Below are 19,695 nucleotides of genomic sequence, written 5' to 3'. Positions count from 1 at the left end.
CCGACCGGGGCCTGACCGAACTCCCTGATCAGAGCAAGGAGACGGCTATGGCTGAGTTTGCCATGCCCCCGCGCGCCCAGACGCGCCCGCCCCGGCGCCTCGTCGCCGCGGGCATCATCCGCCGCACCGGCGGCCGCACGACCCGCATCACCGCCACTCCCGCCGGAATCACCGGCAGCATCCGCCCGGCGGTGACCAGGTGACGACCCCCGACGCGACCGCCGCCCTCCGGGCCGCGATGACCCGCCCCGAGCCCGACCTGCCCGAGTGCCACCTCTGCGGCAACCGCGGCGGCCCCTGGCTCCCCGACCCCTCCGGCGCCCGCTGGCCGTCCGGCGCGCAGATGCTCATCTGCTCCCGCCGCTGCCAGAACGAGACCGCCGACGACACCACCGAGCCCGCCGCCGCGAAGGACACCCCCCGGGGCGAGTCCACGTTGCCCAGCGGCGTCCTCGACCTCCTCGCCGCCCTCCGCGCCGCCCTCGACGTGCCGCGCGCCGCCCTCACCGACGCCGACGAGCAGGCCCGCGCGCGCCTTCTGCACGAGCGCACGGTCAGCGCACGCATCGCGCTCAACAGCGTCCTCGACCAGCAGGCCGACCTGCCCGGGGTCGTCGAGCGGCTGGCCGAGCGCACCGCCGACAGCGCCGTCACCTACACCGTGTGGCAGTCCCTCGAGCAGGCCGGGGGTGCGGGGTGAACGAGCGCACCGTCACCATCAACACCAGCGACCACGGGCCCGTCACCATCCCCGAGCCGATGTGGTGCACCGGCCACCACCGCGACGGTGCCCACCGCTCCGACATCCACCACGCCGGGGTTGATCACGTCGTCACGGTTGACTCGCCGCGCGGGAGGTACGAGCTGCTGAGGATGGCACTGTCGCAGTGGCCCTACGGGCTGAGCGCCCCGGGCAACGGCGTGTACGTCTCCGTGCACCTGCCGGACGGCGACCCCGAGTACGACTCGGCCGGCCTCGAAGGGCTCGCCGCCGACCTGCTCGAAGCCGCCGTGAAGGTGCGCCGAATGGCGCGCCGCGTCGCCATCGAGAGCCGACTGGGAGACGGGCGGTGACGGCCGCGGCCAGGGCCCGGCGCCGCGCCAAGGTGCGCACGCTCGCCGAGGAGGGACTGAGCAACCGGGCGATCGCGAAGCGGGTCGGTGTCGGCGAGTCGACGGTGCGCCGGTGGCGCGCCGCCGACTGCGCCGCCGCCGCGCCGGAAGGTGCGCCGGACACTGCGCCGCCGCCTGCCGACGGGCCCGCCACGCTGCCCCTGCCCGACGACCCGGACTTCCGCGACGACCTCGCCGTGCTCGCCCAGGCAGGACTGGAGCCCGGTGCCGCGGTGACGCTCGCCGTGCAGCTGCTCGCCGACTCGTACCGGTCGGCGTGGGACTACGGCGACGTGCCGCGCGGCGCCCGCCCCAGAGTCCACGTCATCACCAGCGGTGCAACTGCCCCCATGTAGCACGCGCGCTCGGCAGGTGACCAGAATTTGTCACCTGCCGAGCGTTCAGCGCACGTAGCGCACACTGGGAGCATGAGCACGACGCCCACCTTGGTCGACACCCACGCCGCCCACCTCGCCACCGGCGTCACCCCCGCGCTCCTCCGCTCCTGGCTCCACCGCGGCAAGCTCACCCACCACGGACACGACCACCGCGGCCGCGCCCTCGTCGACCTCGCCGAAGTCCACAACCACACCCAGGCCAAGGCGGCTTGACCAGCCGCTTCACGTGCTGTAACACTCAGTGCAGCAGAACCGGTATGCCCGGACACAGACACACGCAGGCCCCGTCGACCACACGGTCCGGGGCCTGCGGCACTCTCGGAGGGAGCCGCTATGCCGCAGCCCAGCGTCGGCCGGATCGTCCACTACAACGAGCGAGGCGAGTGCCGAGCCGCGATCATCACCGGCACGGACGGCAAGCGGGCCAGCCTCACCGTGTTCACGCTCTTCGGCACCGATACGCATCCGCTCCCTCTCGCCGAGGGCACCGAGTCCGGCACCTGGCACTGGCCGGAGCACACCTGATCGTCACAGGTCCGTCACAACCCCCACACGCTAGGACGTGCAGTGCGAAGCTGCCGCCCAACCGACAGAGGGGGGCACATGCTCAGCGCCAAGGGCACCAACGGCACTATCCACTTCGACGGCCAGACCGTCACGATCGAGCGCACCGGATTCAGCGCCCGCGTGCTCGTCGGCGGCGGCGAGAAGCGCATCCCCGTCGCCAGCATCACCGCCGTCCAGTGGCGCAAAGCCAGCCTCGCCACCGGCTTCATCCAGTTCACCCTTGCCGGTGGCGTCGAGCGGCGCAGCAAGCCTGGGCAGACCGGGTCCGACGCCAAGCGGGACGAGAACACCGTGACCTTCGGCGCCCGCCAGCAGCCGGCCTTCGAGCCGATCCGTCAGGCCATCGACGAGGCGATCGCCGCCCGGCATGCCCCGCAGCAGGCCACGGCCTCCTTCGGCGGCTCCGTCGCCGACGAACTCGGCAAGCTCGCAGCCCTTCGCCAGCAGGGCATCATCAGCGACGCCGACTTCGAGCAGGCCAAGGCCCGGCTCATCGGCGGCTGACACAGAGGCCCCGTATCCGCAAGGACCGTGGCGGCGCCCCGACCCCGGGCAAGCGGGGCGCCGATCAGCTTCGGAGGTGAGCGTGGCCGACCGCGGCGAACTCACCTCCTACGCCTACCGTCAGCTCCGCGCCCGGATCCTCGCCGAGTCCGACACCTGCCACTGGTGCGGACACCGCGAAGCCGACGCCGCCGACCACCTGATCCCCGTCAGCAAGGGCGGCGCCAAGCTCGACCCCGACAACCTCGCGCCGATCCACGGCGTTGCCGGCTGCCCCACCTGCGGGCGCAAGTGCAACAACGAGAAGAGCGACCGCATCGGCGGCGCCCGGCTGGTCACCTCGGTCGACTGGTACGCCGGACCATGAGGCTCCCGACCGCCGCAGCACACGGGCAGGGGCCTGACCTGCACTGATGTGAGTCTCGCAAAGTCGCAGGTCAGAAACTCGAAGATTTTTTAGAGCGGGCCCGCTGGCAGCCCCACGCCCACCTTTTCTTTTTCTCTCCCCGGTCGGATGGCCAGGGAACGATCACGAAGGGGGCGGCAGTGGGCCCCGTTGAGAAGGCAGTCCGGGATGACATCGAGCAGCTCGGCGACCTGGTCAGGATCGAGCCGTCGCTGTCGGAGATGGCCTACACGCTGGCCCGGGAGATCGACGGCGGGGGCGGGGAGGACGGGAAGCTGCTGCCGCAGTTGAACCGCGAGCTACGTGCGACGCTCGCCCAGTTGGTGGAGGGGCGGGCCGCTGACGATGACGACGACCTCGGAGACCTGGGCTCCCCCGACTGAGTTCGCCGAGGACCTCAAGGAGCGGTACGGACTGGAGTGCCCGCCGCGTTGGGGTACCCCGCGGAACCCCGCGCGGAAGTCGCTGGGTCCGAAGCTGTGGAAGGTCATGGAGAAACTCGGCGCCCCGCCGATGCCGTGGCAGAAGTACGTCACGGACGTCGCCCTTGAACTGGACGAGAACGGGGTGTTCGTCCACCGTGAGGCCGGCCTTTCGGTGTCGCGGCAGCAGGGCAAGACTGAGCTGATCCTGGGCCTACAGGTTCACCGGGCGATGGCCTGGCACCGGCAGAACATCATCTATGCGGCGCAGGACAGAAACATGGCGCGGCAGCGCTGGGAGGACGAGTTCTGGGAGAAGATCTCAGACTCCGGCCTGGCGAAGCGGGCGCGGATCCGCAAGTCGAACGGCAACGAGAAGATCTTGTGGCCTGCGACCCGGTCCCGCATGGGCATCACTGCGAACACTGAGTCGGCCGGCCACGGTCCTGCCCTGGACCTCGGAATCATCGACGAGGCGTTCAAACACGAGGACGACCGGCTGGAGCAGGCGTTCAGCCCAGCCATGACGACGCGGCCGATGGCCCAGCTGTGGTGGGCGTCCGCTGGCGGCAACACCAAGTCGGTGTGGCTGAACAAGAAGCGGGCCATCGGACGGGCGCTGATCGAGGAGGCCTGGAAGACAGGGGTGTGGCCGGGCGTCTGCTACTTCGAATGGTTCGCCCCGGAGGACATGCCGCGTGACGACCCGGCGACCTGGTACGCGACTCTGCCCGCGCTCGGCCACACGGTTACCGAGGCGGTCATCGCCGCGGAGCTGGTGAAGCTGGACCCTGCCGAGTTCGACCGGGCGTACCTGAACCGGACGCGGAAGCCGACACCACCGACCGACCCGAACGTGCCCAAGGCGCAGTGGCCGGGCCTGGTCGGCGAGAAGTGGCGGCCGGGCGGCGACGTGGCGCTGGCCTTCGACGTGTCGGACGCCCGGGACTACGCCTCGATCGGCGTGGCGTCGCTGCGCGAGGACGGGCGCACGCACCTGGAGCTGATCGACCGGCGGCCGGGGACGGAGTGGCTCGTCCCCGCCGTGACCCGGCTGACGCGGCTGTGGCGGCCCCTCGCGGTGGCCGTGGCCGGGCGGTCGCCCGCGGCCTCGCTGGTCGACGAGATGGTGGCGGCCGGGCTGCGGGCGCCGACGCTGTCGGACGAGCCGGAGCGCGGCGACCTGGTGGTGCTGCGGCAGGGCGACATGATCGAGGCCTGCGGGCAGATCGCCGACGCGATCCGGCAGGGCCGCGTTGCGCACCTCGACCAGCCGCCGCTGACCGGCGCGGTCAACGACGCGCGCACGCGCCGCGCGGGGGACGCGTGGACGTTGGACCGCCGCTCGTCCTCGCGGGACATCTCACCCCTGGTGGCGGTGACGTTGGCGAAGTGGGCGCTCGCCGCCCGCGCCGGGGCCGCCGATGACTACGACGTGGCCGACTCGTTCGGATGAGAGGGGGCAGGATGAAGCTCTGGCCGAGGCGGCGTGCTGCCCGTGCCGCGCAGATCGTGACCGCCGAGGAGTTGCTGAACCTGGAGCGCTCGCGCCGGTTCGGCGGCGGGGGCGTGCACGTCACCGCGGACACGGCGCTGCGGCACGGCGCGGTGTGGGCGTGCCTGCGGCTGCGCGCCGACCTGGTTTCCTCGATGCCGGTGGACGTCTACCGCCGCGTCAACGGGCTGCAGGTGGAAGTGCCCACGCCTCCGGTCCTGGTGACTCCAGGCGGGGCCGAGGTGGGCATGCGGGAGTGGGCCTACTCCACGCAGGTCGACCTCGACCGCGCGGGCAACTGCTTCGGGCTGATCACGGAGCGGTCGGGGGTCATCGGGCCGGACGGCCGCGGCCTGCCGGCCCGTATCGACCTGGTCGCGCTCGCCGACGTGGTGGTGCGCTCCAAGGGCGCGCAGATCACCAAGTTCGTCATCGCGGGCCAGGAGTACGAGCCGTGGGAGGTCTGGCACGAGAAGCAGTACACCGTTGCTGGCCTGCCGCTGGGCCTGTCGCCGGTGGCGTTTGCCGCGTGGACGATCGAGGAGTCGCTGAACGCCCAGCAGTTCGCTCGCGACTGGTTCGCCGGCGGTGCGGTGCCGATGGCCGAGTTGAAGAACATCGACAAGACGATCAACGAGAAGGACGCCCGGATCGCCCGCGAGGCCTTCGCCGCCGCGGTGTCGACCGGAGACCTGTTCGTGCACGGCAAGGACTGGGAGTACAAGCCGATTCAGGCGGTGGCCTCGCAGTCCGCCTTCATCGAGGCGCGGCAGTACGGCACGATCGACATTGCCCGGTTCTTCGGCTGCCCCGGCGACCTCATCGACGCCGCGGCGTCCGGATCGAGCGTCACCTACGCCAATATCAGCCAACGGAATCTGCAGTTCCTGATCATGCATCTGGGGCCCGCTGTTGGCCGCCGCGAGGACGCGTTCAGCCGCCGCCTCGTCAGCAACCCCAGGTACGTGAAGCTGAACACCGACAGCTTGCTGCGGATGGACCCGGCCGCGCGCGCGTCCATGGTCGCCACCCAGATCAACGCGCGGACCCTGGCGCCGTCCGAAGCCCGCGCGCTGGAGGAGCGCCAGCCGTTCACCGAGGAGCAGTACGCCGAGTTCGACCGGCTCTTCGGCAGCCGGAACGCCGCGCCGGCCACCTCGCCCACCCCTGCCGCACCGGGAGCTACGTCATGACTGTCACGCTCGCCTCCGCGGCTGCCGAACGCGCCCAGCACGTGCGGCAGCGCGCCGACCGACCCTCGCAGCGCCGCTGCGCCGAGCACCCGACCGCCCGCGCTGCGGTCCGCGCCGCCCTGTCCGGCGTGCAGGTCCGCGACGCCCCCGAAGACACCGGGCTGCTGGAGTTCTCCGGCCACGCCAGCGTCTACGAGCAGGCCTACGAGATGTGGGACATGTTCGGCCCGTACACCGAGATCGTCACGGCCGGGGCCGGCGCCGACTCGCTGGCGCGCGCCGACCTCGACGTGCCGCTCGTCCTCGGACACGACCAGCTGCGCCGCATGGCCCGAACGACCACCCGCACGCTCCAGCTGTCGGAGGACGAGACCGGCTTGTCCGTACTCGCCCCCGGCCTGGACCCGGCCGACCACGACGTGGCGTACATCGCGCCGAAGCTGCGGTCCGGCCTGATCGACGAGATGAGCTTCGCGTTCCGGATCGAGTCGGGGCAGTGGTCCCCGGACTACATGGAGTACCGGATCAACCGGTACGACATCCACCGCGGCGACGTGGCGATCGTCGGCTACGGCGCCAACCCGTACACCACCAGCGCCCTGCGCACGCCCACGGCCGCGCCGTCGTCGCGGGCCCGCGCGCTGCTGGAGATCGCCCTCAACCGCTGATCTCCCTCTTCGACTTCCCGCCCGCCGGACGCGGGCGGGTGTTTGCCCTGCGCTCTGCGCGCACGAGCCCGCCCGGCGCGATCGCCTCGGGTGGCCGTCTGACCTGGACCTGGGCGCCTGGAAATCCCCACCACCCAAGGAGAGCCGAGCCATGACGCTCGACGAACTGATCGCCCAGGCGCGCACCGCACTGGACACCGCGATCACCACCCGCCAGCGAGAGCAGGACGCCCTGATGGCGCTCCGCTCCGACGAGAACCTGACCGAGGACGCCGTCACCGCGCAGATCACCGCGCGCGACACCGCGGACGCCGAGGTCACCCGCCGCCAGGCCGCCCTCGACCAGCTGGAGGCCGAGCAGGCCCGCGAGATGGAGTTGGCGGCGCTGTCCGCCCGCACCGCGCCGACCGGCACCCGGGCCCCGGCATACGACCGCGTCGGGCGCGTCGGCGCCGAGGAGCGGACCTACCGGCCCGACCAGGACCGGCGCGGCCAGCACTTCGAGCGGGACGTCGCCGCGGCGTTCCTCGGCGACTACGAGGCCCGCGACCGGCTCGCCCGGCACATGGCCGAGGAGCGCGTCGAGCGCGGCGACCAGCTGCAGCGCGCCGCGGGCACCGGCGCGTTCGCGGGCCTGGTCGTGCCGCAGTACCTCACCGATCAGTACGCGCCCGCCGCGGCCGCGCGCCGCCCGTTCGCCGACGCCTGCCGGCCGCACGACCTGCCCGCGCAGGGCATGACCGTGAACATCTCGCGCATCACCACGTCGACCAGCACCGGGCTGCAGGCGTCGGAGAACACCGCGGTCGCCGAGCAGAACATCGACGACACCCTGCTCACCATCCCGGTGCAGACGATCGCCGGGCAGCAGACGCTGTCGCGGCAGGCGATCGAGCGCGGCGCGGGCGTGGAGCCGATCGTCCTGGACGACCTGTTCCGCCGCTACGCCACCTCGCTGGACTCCACGCTGCTCAACCAGGCGACCACCGGCCTGGCGGCCGCGGCCACCACCATCACCTACACCTCCGGCACCCCGAAGGTGGTCGAGGCCTACCCGCAGGTCATCGCGGGCCTGGCCGGTGTCGAGTCCGCGATGCTCGACATGGCGTCCGGAGAGAACATCGTCGTGATGCACTCGCGGCGCTGGTACTGGCTGCAGAACGGCCTGTCCTCGACGTGGCCGCTGATCTCCCAGCCGGGCATCGCCGCGCAGATGGGCGGCACCAACCTGGGCGCCACCTACGGCTCCGGCGTGCGGGGCGTCCTGCCGAACGGCACCCCGGTCATCGTCGACAACAACGTGGTCACCAACCTGGGCACCGGCACCAACCAGGACGAGATCTACGTCGCCGACCGCAACGAGTGCCACCTGTGGGAAGACCCCAACGCCCCGATGTACATCCGGGCCGAGCAGCCAGCCCTGGCGAGCCTCGGCGTGCTGATGGTCGTCTACGGCTACGCCGCCTACACCCACTCGCGGTACCCGCAGGCCCAGAAGGTCACGGGCACCGGCCTGGTCGCCCCGGCCTTCACCGGCGTCTGACCCCGCCCCGGCCGCGGCCCGCCACACCGGCGGGGCGCGGCCGCCGCGCACCCCGCACCCGATCAGGAGGAAGCCATGGCCGAAGAGCCGAAGAGCACCGACCCGATGATCGCCGCGCTGCTGCGCGAGCGCGAAGGCCTCGTCCAGGCCGGTCTCGCCGACCGGGTGGCGCAGGTCGACGAGCAGCTGCGCCAGCTCGGCCACCGCACGCCCGTCCCCGACGGCGACGCGAAGGCGCCGGCCTCGCGGTCGACGCCGCCCAAGGGCCGCCGTACCCGCGCACGGGACTCGACCTGATGGCCACCTCCTACGGCACCCTCGCCGACCTGAAGGCCCGCCTGAACATCGAGCCGGACGACACCACCCGCGACGCGCTGCTGACCTCCGCGCTCGGCGCCGCGTCACGCGGCATCGAGCGGGCCACCGGCCGCCGCTTCTGGCTCGACGAGGAGCCGGTCACCCGCACCTACAACCCGCGGCAGCGCCTGGTCCGCGAGGACGACGGCGAACTTCTCCGCACCGACGACATCGGCGCCGTCGACGGCCTGGTCGTCGAGATCGGACAGACCGGATCGTTCGCGGCCGTCACCGACTACGAACCCTGGCCCGACAACGCCCTCGCGGACGGCGAGCCGATCACGGGCCTGCTGCGCGTGATGAACATCTGGGCCATCCCCATCATGCGGATCCGGGTCACCGCCCAGTTCGGCTGGCCCGCCGTCCCGGACGAGGTCACCGAGGCCGCGCTGATCCAGGCCAACCGCTTGTACAAGCGCAAGGACTCCCCCGAGGGGATCATCGGCAACGCCGAATGGGGGGTCGTGCGGCTGTCCCGCCGTGACCCGGACGTGTGGAACCTGATCGAGCAGTTCGTACTGCCCGGCTTCGCCTGAGGAGGACCCCCATGGACATCTCTGCTGTCCGCAACGCCATCGCCGACGCCGCCCGCACCGTCACCATGCCCGCGGGCACCGCGAAGCTGACCTCGACCGGCTACGCCACCGACGCGGTCACCACCCCGCAGTTCTACGTCGGCGACTACACCGTCACCTTCGACCAGACCTTCCGCCGTGGGCAGGACGAGGTCGAGTTCACCGGCGCTGTCCTGGTGTCCCGCTCGGACGACCTGTCCGGGCAGCGCACCCTGGACGCGCTGCTGTCCGGGTCCGGTCCGGCCAGCCTGAAGGCTGCGATCGAGTCCGCCCGCGGCCTTCCGGGTGAGTACGCCCTGGGTGGCCTGGCCGACGACCTGCACGTGACCCGGGTGCAGTCCTATCGCTGGTACGAGGTCAGCGGCGTGCAGTACCTCGGCGCCGAGTTGACGATTCGCGTCATCGGCGATGGAGCCGCCACGTGAAGCAGATCCTGCTGGACGTGCGGCTGTTCGCTGGCGGCGCCGACCTGTCGGGCAACACCGCCAAGGCCGAGATCGCCGCGGAGTTCGAGGACAAGGACGCCACGAACTACCGCAGCGGCGGCTGGAAGGAAGTCCTCGCAGGGCTGGCGTCCAGCACCATCAACGCCGAAGGGCAGTGGGAGGCCGGTGACCCTGGCAAGGTCGACGACAGTTCGTGGGCGCAGCTCGGCGGGACCGCCCCGTGGACGGTCTGCCCGACCGATGCCACGGTCGGCACGCTCGCGTACTTCACCAACGCCCTGCGGTCCAGCTACAAGCTGGGCGACGCCGTCGGCGAGGTCGCCCCGTGGACCGGCAAGGCGTCCGGGTCGTGGCCGGTCGCGCGCGGTCAGATCGCGCACCCGCCGGGCACCGCGCGCACCGCCACGGGTACGGGCACGTCGATCCAGCTGGGCGCGATCCCGGCCGGGAAGCGGCTGTACGCCGCGGTGCACGTCCTGTCGGTGGCCGGCACCGGCACCCCGTCCATCACGGCCCGGGTCGAGTCCGACGACAACACCGGCTTCACCTCGGCCGCCACGAAGCTGACCTTCGCCGCCGCCACCGCACCCGGTGGGCAGATCCTGCGCACCGACGGTACGGCGATCGCCGACGACTGGTTCCGGATCGCCTGGACGATCTCCGGCACCACCCCCTCGTTCCTGTTCACCGCCGCACTCGGCATCGCATAAGGGAGGCACCAGATGCCCAAGATGGTCCTGCTGGCCGAGTACGTCAGCATCAACAGCAACGACCTGTCGACCTACGCCAACAAGGCCGAGATCACGGTCGAGGTCGAGGAGAAGGACGTCACCACCTACGGCAGCCTGGGATGGAAGGAAGTCCTCGGCGGCCTGAAGTCGGGCAGCGTCGCCCTGGAGTTCAAGCAGGACTTCGCCGCGACGAAACTCGACTCGATCATGTGGCCCCTGCTCGGCACGGTCGTCCCCTTTGAGTTCCGCGCCGACCAGGGCGCGGTAAGCACGTCGAACCCGAAGTACACCGGGAACCTGCTGATCAAGGCGTGGAACCCGATCACCGGGTCGGTCGGCGACGAGGCGTCCGTGTCCGTGAGCTACCCGACGTCGGGCGTGGTGACCCGGGCGACCGTCTGATGGCCGATCCGTCCCCGATCGAGATGTCGGTGTCCGTCGAGGGCATCCAAGCTCTCGGCCGGGCGCTGTCCGCGGAAGCGGACGGCAAACAGCTGCGCAAGGAGCTTGCGGCGAACCTGCGGGCCGCGCTGAACCCGGCTGCGGACATGGCCAAGTCCGGGATCATGTCGATGCGGTCCGACCACGGCGCCGGCGGCGGACCCGGGCTGCGGCAGGCCATCGCCAAAAAGGTCAAGCCCGAGGTGAAACTGGGCGGCCGGTGGACCGGCGCCCGGGTCAAGGCCAAGAAGACCCCGAACATCCGCGGCTTCCCCAACGCCCCCAAGCGGACCCAGAAGATCGGCGGCTTCCGGACCAAGGACTGGAACGGGAACTGGCGCGTTCAGGTCGGCAAATTCGACTGGTTCGACCGCGCGATGGCCGGCCGCAACGAGGTCTACAAACGGGCCGTCCACGAAGCGATGGAAGCCATGGCGCAGCGGATTGCCGACCGCGCCGGAGAGTAGGAGAGCACCCCCGTGTACCTGGTGTATCAGCCCGAGGGCTCCGAGGAGCCGACCCGCTGGCGCTACGACCCGCGCAAGCTCATGTCCGCGGAGCGGGAGGCCATCGAGAAGCACACCGACCGGCCCTTCGCCGAGTTCACCCAGGACGTCATGAAGGGCAGCTCGGTCTGCCGGCGGGCGCTGCTGTGGGTGATGCTCAAGCGCGACCACCCGACGACGAAGTACGGCGACGTCGACTTCGCGTGGGACGAGCTGCGGCTGGAGTTCAGCAAGCAGGAGTACGCGCAGATGATGCGCGATGCCCGGGACAACCTCAGCGGCGAGCAGCTGGAGCAGACCCTGCAGGGCCTGCAGGCGGAGATGGAGACCGCCGAGGACGACCCGGAGCAGGAGGGAAAAGTCCTGCCGCCAGTCGTCGTCTGAGCCAGCTGGGCAACGCGTCCCACCTGCTGGGCGTGCGCCCCGACGACTGGGCGGCCTACACGGTCGAGGAGACCGACCACCTCTTGGACTGGCTCGACGCCTACGCCAAGGACATCGCCGAGCAGGAAGCCAAGCTGAAGGGCGGGTGACTGGCCGTGGCGTCGGATACGTCGCTGGTGTTCAACCTCGTCGCGCGCGACCGCGCGTCCGAGACCGTCGGGCGGATGAAGGAGAAGTTCACCACCGCAGCCACCGCCGTCTCGGCCGGTGTCGCCGGGGCCTTCGGCGTGGGCGTGGCCGCGTCGCTGGACATGTCGGCGGCCAGCGGCAAGCTTCAGGCTCAGCTCGGCATCGGCCCGGCCAAGGCCGCTGAGCTGTCGAAGACCGCGGCGAAGGTCTACGCCCAGAACTGGGGCGAGTCCGTGGGCGAGGTCGACGAGGCGGTCAAGGGCGTCTACCAGCAGATCGGCGACGTCTCCAAGGTGAAGGGCGGCCTTCAGGGGGTCACCACCGACGTCATGGCCCTCGCGCAGACCTTCGACCAGGACCTGGGGGGCGTCACCAACGCGGTCGGCCAGATGATCAAAACCGGGCTGGCGAAGAACGCCGGTGAGGCCCTGGACATCCTGACCAAGGGCTTCCAGTCCGGGGCGAACAAGGCCGACGACCTGCTCGACACGATGAACGAGTACGGGACGCAGTTCCGAAAGTTCGGCATCGACGGGCAGATGGCAACGGGCCTGCTCAGCCAGGGACTCAAGGGCGGCGCGCGAGACGCCGACCTGGTCGCCGACGCGATCAAGGAGTTCTCGATCCGGGCCGTGGACGGCAGCACGACCACGGCACAGGGCTTCAAGGCCCTCGGGCTGAACGCCCGTGGGATGGCCGAGCAGATCGGCCACGGCGGCAAGGACGCTACAGACGGCCTCGACACCGTCCTCGACCGGCTGCGGGGCATCAAGGACCCCGTCAAGCAGGCCCAAGTCGCCACCCAGCTGTTCGGCACGCAGGCCGAAGACCTCGGCAAAGCCCTGTACTCCCTCGACCCCTCGACCGCTGTGCAGGCCCTCGGCCAGGTCGGCGGGGCCGCCGACAAGATGGCCAAGACCGTCGGCGACAATCCCGGGGCCGCCCTGGAGAAGTTCAAGAGGGAGGCGCAGATGAAGCTGGCCGAGGTCTCCGGGCACTTCATCAACTTCGCGATGGCCAACCAGCAGTACATCAAGCCCCTCGCGATCGGGCTCGGTGCCGTCGCCGCGGTGATCCTGGCCATCCGGCTGGGCCAGATCGCCTGGACCGCGGCCACGACCGCCTGGACCGCGGTGACGACCATCGCGACCGGCGTGCAGTGGCTCTTCAACGCCGCGCTCGCCGCGAACCCGGTCACGTTGATCGTCCTCGGCATCCTCGCCTTGATCGCGGTGATCGTGGTGATCGCGACGAAGACGACGTGGTTCCAGACGGCCTGGCAGGCGTCTTGGGGCCTGATCAAGGGCGCGGCACAGATTACGTGGAACTGGATCAAGAAGAACTGGCCGTACATCTTGGGCATTCTCACCGGGCCGATCGGCCTCGCCACGGCCTACGTGTACAAGCACTGGGACCAGGTCGTCGGATACGTCCAGAAGCTGCCCGGCCGCATCTCCAAGGCGGCGACGGGCATGTTCGACGGGGTGAAGGGCGCCTTCAAGTCGGCGATCAACTGGATCATCGGCAAGTGGAACGGCCTGGCCTTCTCCATCCCCGGCGTCAATACGCACATCCCCGGTGTGGGCAAGGTCGGCGGGTTCACCCTGGGCACGCCGAACATCCCCTACCTGGCCAAGGGCGGTCACATCCTCGGCGGCGGCGCAGCGATCGTCGGCGAGAACGGGCCCGAGATGCTGCAACTGCCTGCGGGCGCCACCGTCGCGCCGCTGACCCGCGGCGGCATCGGCGGCCACGTCATCGTCGAGGTCCGGCTGCCCGGCGAGTCCGACCTGCTGCGCGCCAACCGCAAGCTCGTCCGCGTCCACGGGCGCGGCAACGTCAACATCGCCTTCGGCAACGGCACGTAGGAGGTCATCCCATGGCGTTCCCCGCCGATCCCCTGGACGTGCGCACCGAGCTGCAGATCGGTGGGATCTGGACGGACGTGTCCGGCGACGTCCTGCTGCGCGACCTGATCACCATCAGCCGCGGCCGCTCGGACGAGGCGACCCGCCCCGACCACTGCCGGGCCACCATCACCTTCAACAACCGCAACGGCCGCTACTCGCCGCGCAACGCGATGAGCGACCTATACGGGCTGATCGGCCGCAACACCCCCGTCCGGGTGTCGGTGCCCGCGGCCGCGCGGTACCTGCGGCTGCCCGGCCTGTCCGGCGCACGGGCCAGCACACCGGACGTCGCCGCGCTCGACATCACCGGCGACCTCGACGTCCGCGTGGACGCCACGCTGCTGGCCTGGGACACCGGCAACGACTACGTCGACCTCATCGGGAAGTGGGCGGGGGCGGGCGCGTTCTCCTGGCGCGTCTCCCTCGACCCCGAGGGGCGCCCGTACATCGCCTGGAGCCCGGACGGGACCGAGGCCAGCATCCTGGCCAACTGGCCCGACGACCTGCTGCCCGTGCCCAGCAGCGGGCGGATCTCCTTCCGCGTCACCCTCGACGTCAACAACGGGGCGGGCGCGAACGTCGCCTCGTTCTACTACAGCCTCACGCCCGGCACCGCCGGGCCCTGGACCGCGTTCGGCACGTTCTCGATCCCCGGCACGACCAGCGTCTTCGCCTCGACCGCGCCGCTCGACGTCGGCGACGTCCGCGGCACCACCGCCGGCCTTCCGCCCGTCGGCCGCATCCACGCCGTCGAGGTCCGCAATGGCATCGACGGCCCCGTGGTGGCCAACCCCGTCTTCTCCACCCCTGCGGCCGGCACGAGCCCCTACACCGACGCCGCGGGCCGTACCTGGACGACGTCCGGCGGCGCCGAGATCAGCGACCGCGACTACCGCCTGCACGCCGAGGTCAGCAACTGGCCCCCGAAATGGGACACCAGCGGCAACGACCGGTACGTGCCCGTCGAGGCCGCGGGCCCGCTGCGCCGCTACGGCACCGGCACCAACCCCCTGCAGTCCACCCTGCGGCGGAGAATCCCCAGCGACCCCGACGTCCTGGCCTATGTGCCCTGTGAGGACGGCACCACGGCGACCCAGGCCGCGTCAGGGCTGCCCGGAGGATCACCGGCCCGGCTGACGGGGTTCACCTGGGCGGCGGACGACTCGCTGCCGGGATCGGCCGCGCTGCCGGCCACCGGGTCCGCGGCCATGCTCAGCATGCCCGTGCCCGCCCCGGCAGGCACACCGGCCGGGTGGCACGTCGAGTGCGTGTACCGGGTCGACACCGCTCCGGCGACGTCATCCGAGGTGCTCACGATCCGGCTGGCCGGCGGCCTGTTCGCGAGCATCCGTATCAGCCTCACCGGCTCGTCCTTCACCGTGACGTTCGTCTACGCGGACGGCGTCACGGCCGACGACACCAGCACCCTGCCCGCGCCCAACTCGATCGGCACGTGGAACCGGCTCGTCCTGTACTCACGGCAGCTCACCGCCACCACCATGTCGTTCCACTTCGGCGTCATCACCATCGGCGGCACCGCCTACGGCGTCGACTCCGCAACCCTCACGGGAAAGATCGGCAGTGTCACCGCGCTGTCCGCCACCTACGGGGCAGCGATCGAGGGCCTGAGGATCGGCCACCTCGCCGTGTTCGCCGCTCAGGAGACGACGATCTTCAACGACGCCGACCGAGGATTCAACGGCGAGCAGGCCCACGCCCGCATCGAGCGCCTGTGCCGCGAGCAAGGCATGCCCGTCGCCTTCCCGGCCGGGACCGGCCCGACCACCGCCATGGGCCCGCAGCGGCCCGCGCCCCTGCTCGACCTGCTCAACGAGTGCGCCGACGCCGACATGGGCGTGCTCCACGAGGCCCGGGAAGCCGCGTACCTCGTCTACCGGCGCCGCACCTCGATGTACAACCAGCCCGTCCGGCTGGCACTTGACTACGCCGTGGACGGCCACATCGCGCCGCCGCTGGAGCCGGTCGACGACGACCAGGCCGCGCGCAACGACATCACGGTGTCCCGGGTGAACGGGTCGAGCGCCCGCGTGACGCAACCGGACGGGCCCCTGTCGGTCCAGCTTCCTCCGGACGGAATCGGCCCGGTCCCGGGTGGCGGCACCTACAACGTGCAGTCCGACGACCAGTTGCCGGACATGGCCGGCTGGCAGCTGCACCTCGGCACGCAGGACGCCTCCCGCTACCCGTCGGTGCACATCGACCTGTCCGCCGCCCCCGGGCTCATCGAGGCCGCCAAGGCGGTCGACGTCGGTGACCGCATGACCATCGCGCACCCGCCGCCCGAGTGCGGAGGTGTCGGCGACGTGCTCGACCTGCTCGCCGAGGGCTACACCGAGACGATCGGCCTCTACGACTGGGACATCACCTTCAACGGTGCGCCTGGCGCGCCGTGGACGGTCGGCGTGGTCGGTGACCCCGTACTCGGCCGTGCCGATACGGACGGGTCGTCGCTGGCCACGGGCGTTACCGCGTCGGGCACCACGTTGTCCGTGGCGTCCTCGCCCGGGCCGCTGTGGACGGCCGACCCTGCCGAGGCCCCGTGGGACATTCGGGTCGGCGGCGAGATCATGCGAGTTGAGGCAGTCGGCGCGACTGTCCTCAACGTGAACCCGTGGATGGACTTCGGGATCGCGGGCTGGGCAGCGATGGGCACCACCGCCACCGTGGCGCCGGTGGCGATGCCGCGCCCGGATGGGATCACGGGGCCAGTCCTCCAGATCACCCCGAACGGCACCTCGGCGTCGGGCGGCGCTATCGCGGTCGACCGCACCGCGGTCGGCAGCATCACCCCGGGCGCGTCCTACACCGTGTGCATGTGGGCGTACAGCCCCGGCGGCCACAGCGATCTACGACCCGCCGTGGACTGGTACAGCTCGACGGCGACATTCTTGTCGAGCAGCCTCGGCAGCGGATTCGCCGTCCCGGCTGGGCAGTGGGTTTTCCTCTCGCAGATCCTCGTCGCGCCCGCCTCCGCATCCACGGCGCAGGTCCGCGCCCGCCACGGCGGCACCCCAGCGGCGTCCGCCGTGTGGATGGCGTGGGGCGTCCGCATCATGCCGGTGGCCGGAGCACAGTCCAGCCCGCAGACCATGGCCGTCACCCGGGCCCGCAACGGCATCAGCCGCGCGTGGAATGCGGGCACGGGCATGCGTCTCGCCCATCCGATGACCCTCGCCCTGTAGGAGGCGCACGTGACGATCCTGGCGGGCCAGACGGTCACCGCGGCCATGCTCAACCGGCTCAAGCCAGCGGTGTACTCGGCGACGGGCACCGGGCCGCTGGTCGGCGCCGCCACCAATGCGGACGTTCCGGGGGCGGCCGTCACGTTGACCACGGCGACGGCGGGCGCCGCCTACGGCGTGACGTGCGTGTGGGACGTGCAGCTGACTGGCGCAACCACGAGCCTGCTCACGGTGCGGCTGTCCGTGGATGGCACCACCGTGGCGCCCCTCGGCACGTTCTCCGCGCAGGCGTCCGGCAACCGCAGCACGATCCCGCAGCAGTACACCGGCGTCCTCGCGAGCGCGGGGTCCCACACGTTCAAGCTCGTGGGCAGCCCCAGCGCATCCCAGACCATTCAGGGTACGAACACGTCCCTGATCGTGACGATCTACGAAGTGGTCTGACCCGCAAGTCCGCCCCGCCCCGTGCCTGCTGGCCGGGGCTTTCGTATGCCCGGAGGGCACCAGCATGACCGTCAACGGCGTGGACGTCGCCAGATACCAGCCGACCAACTACAGCACCTCGGGCCTGGACTTCGTCGTGGTCAAGGCCACCGAGGGCACGGGCTACACGAACCCGGAGCACGCCGGGCAGGTCGCCACAGCCCGCGCGCACGGCCTGGTCGTGGGCCACTACCACTTCGCCCGGCCCGGCTCGGTCACCGCACAGGCCGACTACTTTCTCGCGCACGCCGGGGCGAAGGCCGGCGACTTCCTGGCCTTCGACTGGGAGGACGCCGGCGTCTCGTGCGCCGACAAGGACGCCTGGCTCCGGTACGTCAAGGCCAAGGCCCCCGGGCACCGCGTGATCCTGTACTGCAACCGCGACTTCTGGCTGCACCACGACACCACCTCGTACGCCGCAGACGGCCTGTGGATCGCCGACCCCTCGGCGCCCAAGGGCCACCCCCGCGTCGAGCACCCCTGGCTCTTCCACCAGTACAGCGACGCCGGCAACCTCGACCGCAACGCGGGAGCCTTCGCCGACCGGGCCGCGCTCGCGGCCTGGGCGGGTGCCGCAGGCAAGCCCAAGCCGAGAGTGGACCTGTCCAACCTCATCGCCGCCGCCACGGCGGACTCGCGGGGCAAGCAGGGGCATCTGACTCACGCTCCGGATGTGCGCCTGGTGGAAGCCGCTCTCAAGGCCGAGGGGCTGCTGACTGCCAAGTACGCCGGTGACGGGAGCTTCGGCACCGTCACCGTCGCGGCCTACGCCGCGTGGCAGCGGCACCTCGGCTACACCGGCCACGACGCGGACGGCATCCCCGGCAAGGCCTCGCTGACCGCGCTCGGCGCGCGGCACGGCTTCACCGTCGTCGCCTGACCTGTCACCTCCAGCAGAAACGGATCTTCACCATGACCGTGTACGACACCCTCGCGTCCCTGTGGCGCACCGTGGTCCCGATGATCGTGGGCGCGCTCGTCGCGGCCCTCGCGCACGCCGGGATCGGCATCGACTCGGCGGCCGCGACCATGTGGCTCGGCAGCGCGTTCAGCGCCGCCTACTACGCCCTCTTCCGCGTCCTGGAGGCGCACGTCTCCGCGCGGTGGGGGTGGCTGCTCGGGCTGGCCCGGCCGCCGCAGTACCCCGCCGGGAAGAGCACCGCAGCGACCGTCGTCCCGCCGTCCGTGACGCCGGGGGCCTGACCGTAGGAGCACCACGTGGCCGACGACCTGACCCTCGGCGAGCTGGGCCGCCGCCTGGACGACCGGATCGCGGACGTCCGGGACGACATCGCTGCCATCGGCCGCCGCGTTGACGGGCGGGTCGCGCAGGACGTCTACCAGGTGCAGCACGAGGCGGTGCTCGCGCGACTCACCGCGCTGGAGACACTGCGGACACAGGACGCCGCGCGCGTCGCGGGTACCCGCCGGTGGCTGATCGGCGCGGTCGTCGTGCCGCTGGTCGCTGTGCTGCTGGCCTACGTGCTCACGAAGGGAGGATCATGACCGATCCGGCTCAGCTCCCACGGGAGCCGCGGGAACGGTGGGGGGACGCTGCGGCGGTCGCCCTCGCCGTCGCGATCGGGGCGCTGCTCGCGTGGGTCCTGGTGAGCGTCCGCGGCCTGGCCCACGACCTGAATACCGCCAACCAGGCGCGCGACCAGCTGGCGCAGCAGGTGCAGCAGCTGGGTGCGACGCCGGTTGCGGGGCCGCCGGGGAGCCGTGGCGCCCCGGGTACGCCGGGGGGCTCCGGCGCGCAGGGCGCGACCGGTCCGTCCGGCCCGCCGGGGCCCGAGGGTCCTGCCGGCCCGTCCGGTCCGCCGGGCACGCCGGGGCCGACCGGCCCGGCGGGCGCCTCCGCAACGGGCGTCCCGGGTGCCGACGGGGCGGCGGGTACGGACGGCGTCGCCGGGCCTGCGGGTCCTGCCGGCCCGGCGGGCGATCCGGGTCCGGCTGGTCCTGCCGGGCCGCAGGGCCCCGCCGGGCCGCCCGGCCAGACGTGCCCAGACGGGTACAGCCTCCAGCCCGCGGTCGACGACCCTGCCGCGCTGGTCTGCCGCCGTGACGGCGCCCCCGCACCGACCACGCCCACGACCACACCGCCGGCCGCGCTGCTCGACCGCCGCCGCACCTGAACCAACGCGCCCCCGCAGGCCACGTG

General features: G+C 71.5%; 27 protein-coding genes. All 27 read left to right on the top strand.

The features are described from left to right. The first annotated feature begins 47 nt into the window (after nt 1–47). The 27 genes from IH54_RS45520 to IH54_RS0114700 all read left to right on the top strand — a co-directional run bounded on the left by IH54_RS45520 (nt 48) and on the right by IH54_RS0114700 (nt 19,669). Nucleotides 48–203, top strand: coding sequence for a hypothetical protein (locus IH54_RS45520; protein WP_159011838.1), 156 nt, complete (start codon nt 48–50; stop codon nt 201–203). Further along, nucleotides 200–700, top strand: coding sequence for a hypothetical protein (locus tag IH54_RS0114830; protein WP_031516805.1), 501 nt, complete (start codon nt 200–202; stop codon nt 698–700). The genes IH54_RS45520 and IH54_RS0114830 overlap by 4 nt, the downstream gene beginning before the upstream one ends. Further along, nucleotides 697–1,074 carry a DUF6907 domain-containing protein gene (locus IH54_RS45515; protein WP_031516804.1) on the top strand — a complete coding sequence of 126 codons (378 nt, stop codon included), beginning with the start codon at nt 697–699 and terminating at the stop codon, nt 1,072–1,074. The genes IH54_RS0114830 and IH54_RS45515 overlap by 4 nt, the downstream gene beginning before the upstream one ends. Continuing rightward, nucleotides 1,071–1,469, top strand: a complete 399-nt coding sequence (locus tag IH54_RS0114820; protein ID WP_031516802.1) for a helix-turn-helix domain-containing protein — start codon at nt 1,071–1,073, stop codon at nt 1,467–1,469. The genes IH54_RS45515 and IH54_RS0114820 overlap by 4 nt, the downstream gene beginning before the upstream one ends. 72 nt (nt 1,470–1,541) lie before the next feature. Then, nucleotides 1,542–1,724 carry a hypothetical protein gene (locus IH54_RS0114815; protein WP_031516800.1) on the top strand — a complete coding sequence of 61 codons (183 nt, stop codon included), beginning with the start codon at nt 1,542–1,544 and terminating at the stop codon, nt 1,722–1,724. Nucleotides 1,725–1,844: 120 nt separating this feature from the next. Next, nucleotides 1,845–2,036, top strand: coding sequence for a hypothetical protein (locus tag IH54_RS39730; protein ID WP_043180881.1), 192 nt, complete (start codon nt 1,845–1,847; stop codon nt 2,034–2,036). Nucleotides 2,037–2,114: 78 nt separating this feature from the next. Next, on the top strand, nt 2,115–2,582 hold the full coding sequence (locus IH54_RS0114805) for a DUF4429 domain-containing protein (RefSeq protein ID WP_031516798.1): 468 nt from the start codon (nt 2,115–2,117) through the stop codon (nt 2,580–2,582). A 76-nt stretch (nt 2,583–2,658) separates the two neighbouring features. Further along, the gene (locus tag IH54_RS0114800; RefSeq protein WP_234343522.1) at nt 2,659–2,949 is read left to right on the top strand and encodes an HNH endonuclease; all 291 of its coding nucleotides are present in this window, start codon (nt 2,659–2,661) and stop codon (nt 2,947–2,949) included. A gap of 179 nt (nt 2,950–3,128) precedes the next feature. Next, nucleotides 3,129–3,371: a hypothetical protein gene (locus IH54_RS0114795; protein WP_031516794.1), complete on the top strand. Its 243-nt coding sequence runs from the start codon at nt 3,129–3,131 to the stop codon at nt 3,369–3,371. Further along, nucleotides 3,334–4,866 (top strand): terminase, encoded by a 1,533-nt coding sequence (locus IH54_RS0114790; protein ID WP_031516792.1) that lies wholly within the window; start codon nt 3,334–3,336, stop codon nt 4,864–4,866. Before IH54_RS0114795 ends, IH54_RS0114790 begins: the two co-directional genes overlap by 38 nt. An 11-nt stretch (nt 4,867–4,877) precedes the next feature. Then, nucleotides 4,878–6,098, top strand: coding sequence for a phage portal protein (locus IH54_RS0114785; protein WP_031516790.1), 1,221 nt, complete (start codon nt 4,878–4,880; stop codon nt 6,096–6,098). Continuing rightward, on the top strand, nt 6,095–6,766 hold the full coding sequence (locus IH54_RS0114780) for an HK97 family phage prohead protease (protein ID WP_031516788.1): 672 nt from the start codon (nt 6,095–6,097) through the stop codon (nt 6,764–6,766). The genes IH54_RS0114785 and IH54_RS0114780 overlap by 4 nt, the downstream gene beginning before the upstream one ends. 151 nt (nt 6,767–6,917) lie before the next feature. Next, nucleotides 6,918–8,309, top strand: coding sequence for a phage major capsid protein (locus IH54_RS0114775; RefSeq protein ID WP_031516786.1), 1,392 nt, complete (start codon nt 6,918–6,920; stop codon nt 8,307–8,309). 75 nt (nt 8,310–8,384) lie between these two features. Beyond that, complete coding sequence (locus tag IH54_RS0114770; RefSeq protein ID WP_031516784.1) at nt 8,385–8,606, top strand: hypothetical protein; 222 nt, start codon at nt 8,385–8,387, stop codon at nt 8,604–8,606. After that, complete coding sequence (locus IH54_RS0114765) at nt 8,606–9,202, top strand: head-tail connector protein (RefSeq protein ID WP_031516782.1); 597 nt, start codon at nt 8,606–8,608, stop codon at nt 9,200–9,202. Before IH54_RS0114770 ends, IH54_RS0114765 begins: the two co-directional genes overlap by 1 nt. Before the next feature lie 11 nt (nt 9,203–9,213). Then, nucleotides 9,214–9,666 (top strand): hypothetical protein, encoded by a 453-nt coding sequence (locus IH54_RS0114760; protein ID WP_031516780.1) that lies wholly within the window; start codon nt 9,214–9,216, stop codon nt 9,664–9,666. Beyond that, nucleotides 9,663–10,397, top strand: coding sequence for a hypothetical protein (locus IH54_RS0114755; protein ID WP_052397441.1), 735 nt, complete (start codon nt 9,663–9,665; stop codon nt 10,395–10,397). Before IH54_RS0114760 ends, IH54_RS0114755 begins: the two co-directional genes overlap by 4 nt. A 12-nt stretch (nt 10,398–10,409) precedes the next feature. Next, entirely contained in the window at nt 10,410–10,820 is a 411-nt protein-coding gene (locus tag IH54_RS0114750; protein WP_031516776.1) for a phage tail tube protein, read from the top strand. Then, nucleotides 10,820–11,326 (top strand): hypothetical protein, encoded by a 507-nt coding sequence (locus tag IH54_RS0114745; protein WP_052397440.1) that lies wholly within the window; start codon nt 10,820–10,822, stop codon nt 11,324–11,326. Before IH54_RS0114750 ends, IH54_RS0114745 begins: the two co-directional genes overlap by 1 nt. A gap of 12 nt (nt 11,327–11,338) precedes the next feature. Further along, entirely contained in the window at nt 11,339–11,749 is a 411-nt protein-coding gene (locus IH54_RS0114740) for a hypothetical protein (protein ID WP_031516772.1), read from the top strand. A 155-nt stretch (nt 11,750–11,904) separates the two neighbouring features. Next, nucleotides 11,905–13,806, top strand: coding sequence for a phage tail tape measure protein (locus tag IH54_RS0114730; RefSeq protein ID WP_052397439.1), 1,902 nt, complete (start codon nt 11,905–11,907; stop codon nt 13,804–13,806). Nucleotides 13,807–13,817: 11 nt separating this feature from the next. Continuing rightward, nucleotides 13,818–17,051 carry a hypothetical protein gene (locus tag IH54_RS0114725; protein WP_052397438.1) on the top strand — a complete coding sequence of 1,078 codons (3,234 nt, stop codon included), beginning with the start codon at nt 13,818–13,820 and terminating at the stop codon, nt 17,049–17,051. Nucleotides 17,052–17,060: 9 nt separating this feature from the next. Next, a complete protein-coding gene (locus tag IH54_RS0114720; RefSeq protein WP_031516766.1) occupies nt 17,061–17,495 on the top strand; it encodes a hypothetical protein in 435 nt (144 codons plus the stop codon). A gap of 64 nt (nt 17,496–17,559) precedes the next feature. Then, nucleotides 17,560–18,414, top strand: a complete 855-nt coding sequence (locus tag IH54_RS42455; protein WP_063762300.1) for a GH25 family lysozyme — start codon at nt 17,560–17,562, stop codon at nt 18,412–18,414. Between the two features lie 32 nt (nt 18,415–18,446). After that, nucleotides 18,447–18,737, top strand: coding sequence for a hypothetical protein (locus IH54_RS39715; RefSeq protein ID WP_031516763.1), 291 nt, complete (start codon nt 18,447–18,449; stop codon nt 18,735–18,737). Between the two features lie 15 nt (nt 18,738–18,752). Next, a complete protein-coding gene (locus IH54_RS0114705) occupies nt 18,753–19,040 on the top strand; it encodes a hypothetical protein (RefSeq protein ID WP_031516760.1) in 288 nt (95 codons plus the stop codon). Then, nucleotides 19,037–19,669, top strand: a complete 633-nt coding sequence (locus tag IH54_RS0114700) for a hypothetical protein (protein WP_052397437.1) — start codon at nt 19,037–19,039, stop codon at nt 19,667–19,669. The genes IH54_RS0114705 and IH54_RS0114700 overlap by 4 nt, the downstream gene beginning before the upstream one ends. Nucleotides 19,670–19,695: the final 26 nt, after the last annotated feature.

This window comes from Streptomyces sp. NRRL F-5123 (genome assembly GCF_000721495.1).
Classification (GTDB): Bacteria; Actinomycetota; Actinomycetes; order Streptomycetales; family Streptomycetaceae; genus Actinacidiphila.
This window is presented reverse-complemented; position numbering and strand designations above follow the sequence as displayed.

What these genes read in the sequence shown, in the direction of transcription:
- IH54_RS0114745 (WP_052397440.1), top strand. Translation starts at nt 10,820, where the DNA reads ATGGCCGATCCGTCCCCGATCGAGATGTCGGTGTCCGTCGAGGGCATC.
- IH54_RS39730 (WP_043180881.1), top strand. Translation starts at nt 1,845, where the DNA reads ATGCCGCAGCCCAGCGTCGGCCGGATCGTCCACTACAACGAGCGAGGC.
- IH54_RS42455 (WP_063762300.1), top strand. Translation starts at nt 17,560, where the DNA reads ATGACCGTCAACGGCGTGGACGTCGCCAGATACCAGCCGACCAACTAC.
- IH54_RS0114780 (WP_031516788.1), top strand. Translation starts at nt 6,095, where the DNA reads ATGACTGTCACGCTCGCCTCCGCGGCTGCCGAACGCGCCCAGCACGTG.
- IH54_RS0114700 (WP_052397437.1), top strand. Translation starts at nt 19,037, where the DNA reads ATGACCGATCCGGCTCAGCTCCCACGGGAGCCGCGGGAACGGTGGGGG.
- IH54_RS0114760 (WP_031516780.1), top strand. Translation starts at nt 9,214, where the DNA reads ATGGACATCTCTGCTGTCCGCAACGCCATCGCCGACGCCGCCCGCACC.
- IH54_RS0114805 (WP_031516798.1), top strand. Translation starts at nt 2,115, where the DNA reads ATGCTCAGCGCCAAGGGCACCAACGGCACTATCCACTTCGACGGCCAG.
- IH54_RS0114725 (WP_052397438.1), top strand. Translation starts at nt 13,818, where the DNA reads ATGGCGTTCCCCGCCGATCCCCTGGACGTGCGCACCGAGCTGCAGATC.
- IH54_RS0114815 (WP_031516800.1), top strand. Translation starts at nt 1,542, where the DNA reads ATGAGCACGACGCCCACCTTGGTCGACACCCACGCCGCCCACCTCGCC.
- IH54_RS0114750 (WP_031516776.1), top strand. Translation starts at nt 10,410, where the DNA reads ATGCCCAAGATGGTCCTGCTGGCCGAGTACGTCAGCATCAACAGCAAC.
- IH54_RS0114775 (WP_031516786.1), top strand. Translation starts at nt 6,918, where the DNA reads ATGACGCTCGACGAACTGATCGCCCAGGCGCGCACCGCACTGGACACC.
- IH54_RS39715 (WP_031516763.1), top strand. Translation starts at nt 18,447, where the DNA reads ATGACCGTGTACGACACCCTCGCGTCCCTGTGGCGCACCGTGGTCCCG.
- IH54_RS0114790 (WP_031516792.1), top strand. Translation starts at nt 3,334, where the DNA reads ATGACGACGACCTCGGAGACCTGGGCTCCCCCGACTGAGTTCGCCGAG.
- IH54_RS0114785 (WP_031516790.1), top strand. Translation starts at nt 4,878, where the DNA reads ATGAAGCTCTGGCCGAGGCGGCGTGCTGCCCGTGCCGCGCAGATCGTG.
- IH54_RS0114770 (WP_031516784.1), top strand. Translation starts at nt 8,385, where the DNA reads ATGGCCGAAGAGCCGAAGAGCACCGACCCGATGATCGCCGCGCTGCTG.
- IH54_RS0114765 (WP_031516782.1), top strand. Translation starts at nt 8,606, where the DNA reads ATGGCCACCTCCTACGGCACCCTCGCCGACCTGAAGGCCCGCCTGAAC.
- IH54_RS45520 (WP_159011838.1), top strand. Translation starts at nt 48, where the DNA reads ATGGCTGAGTTTGCCATGCCCCCGCGCGCCCAGACGCGCCCGCCCCGG.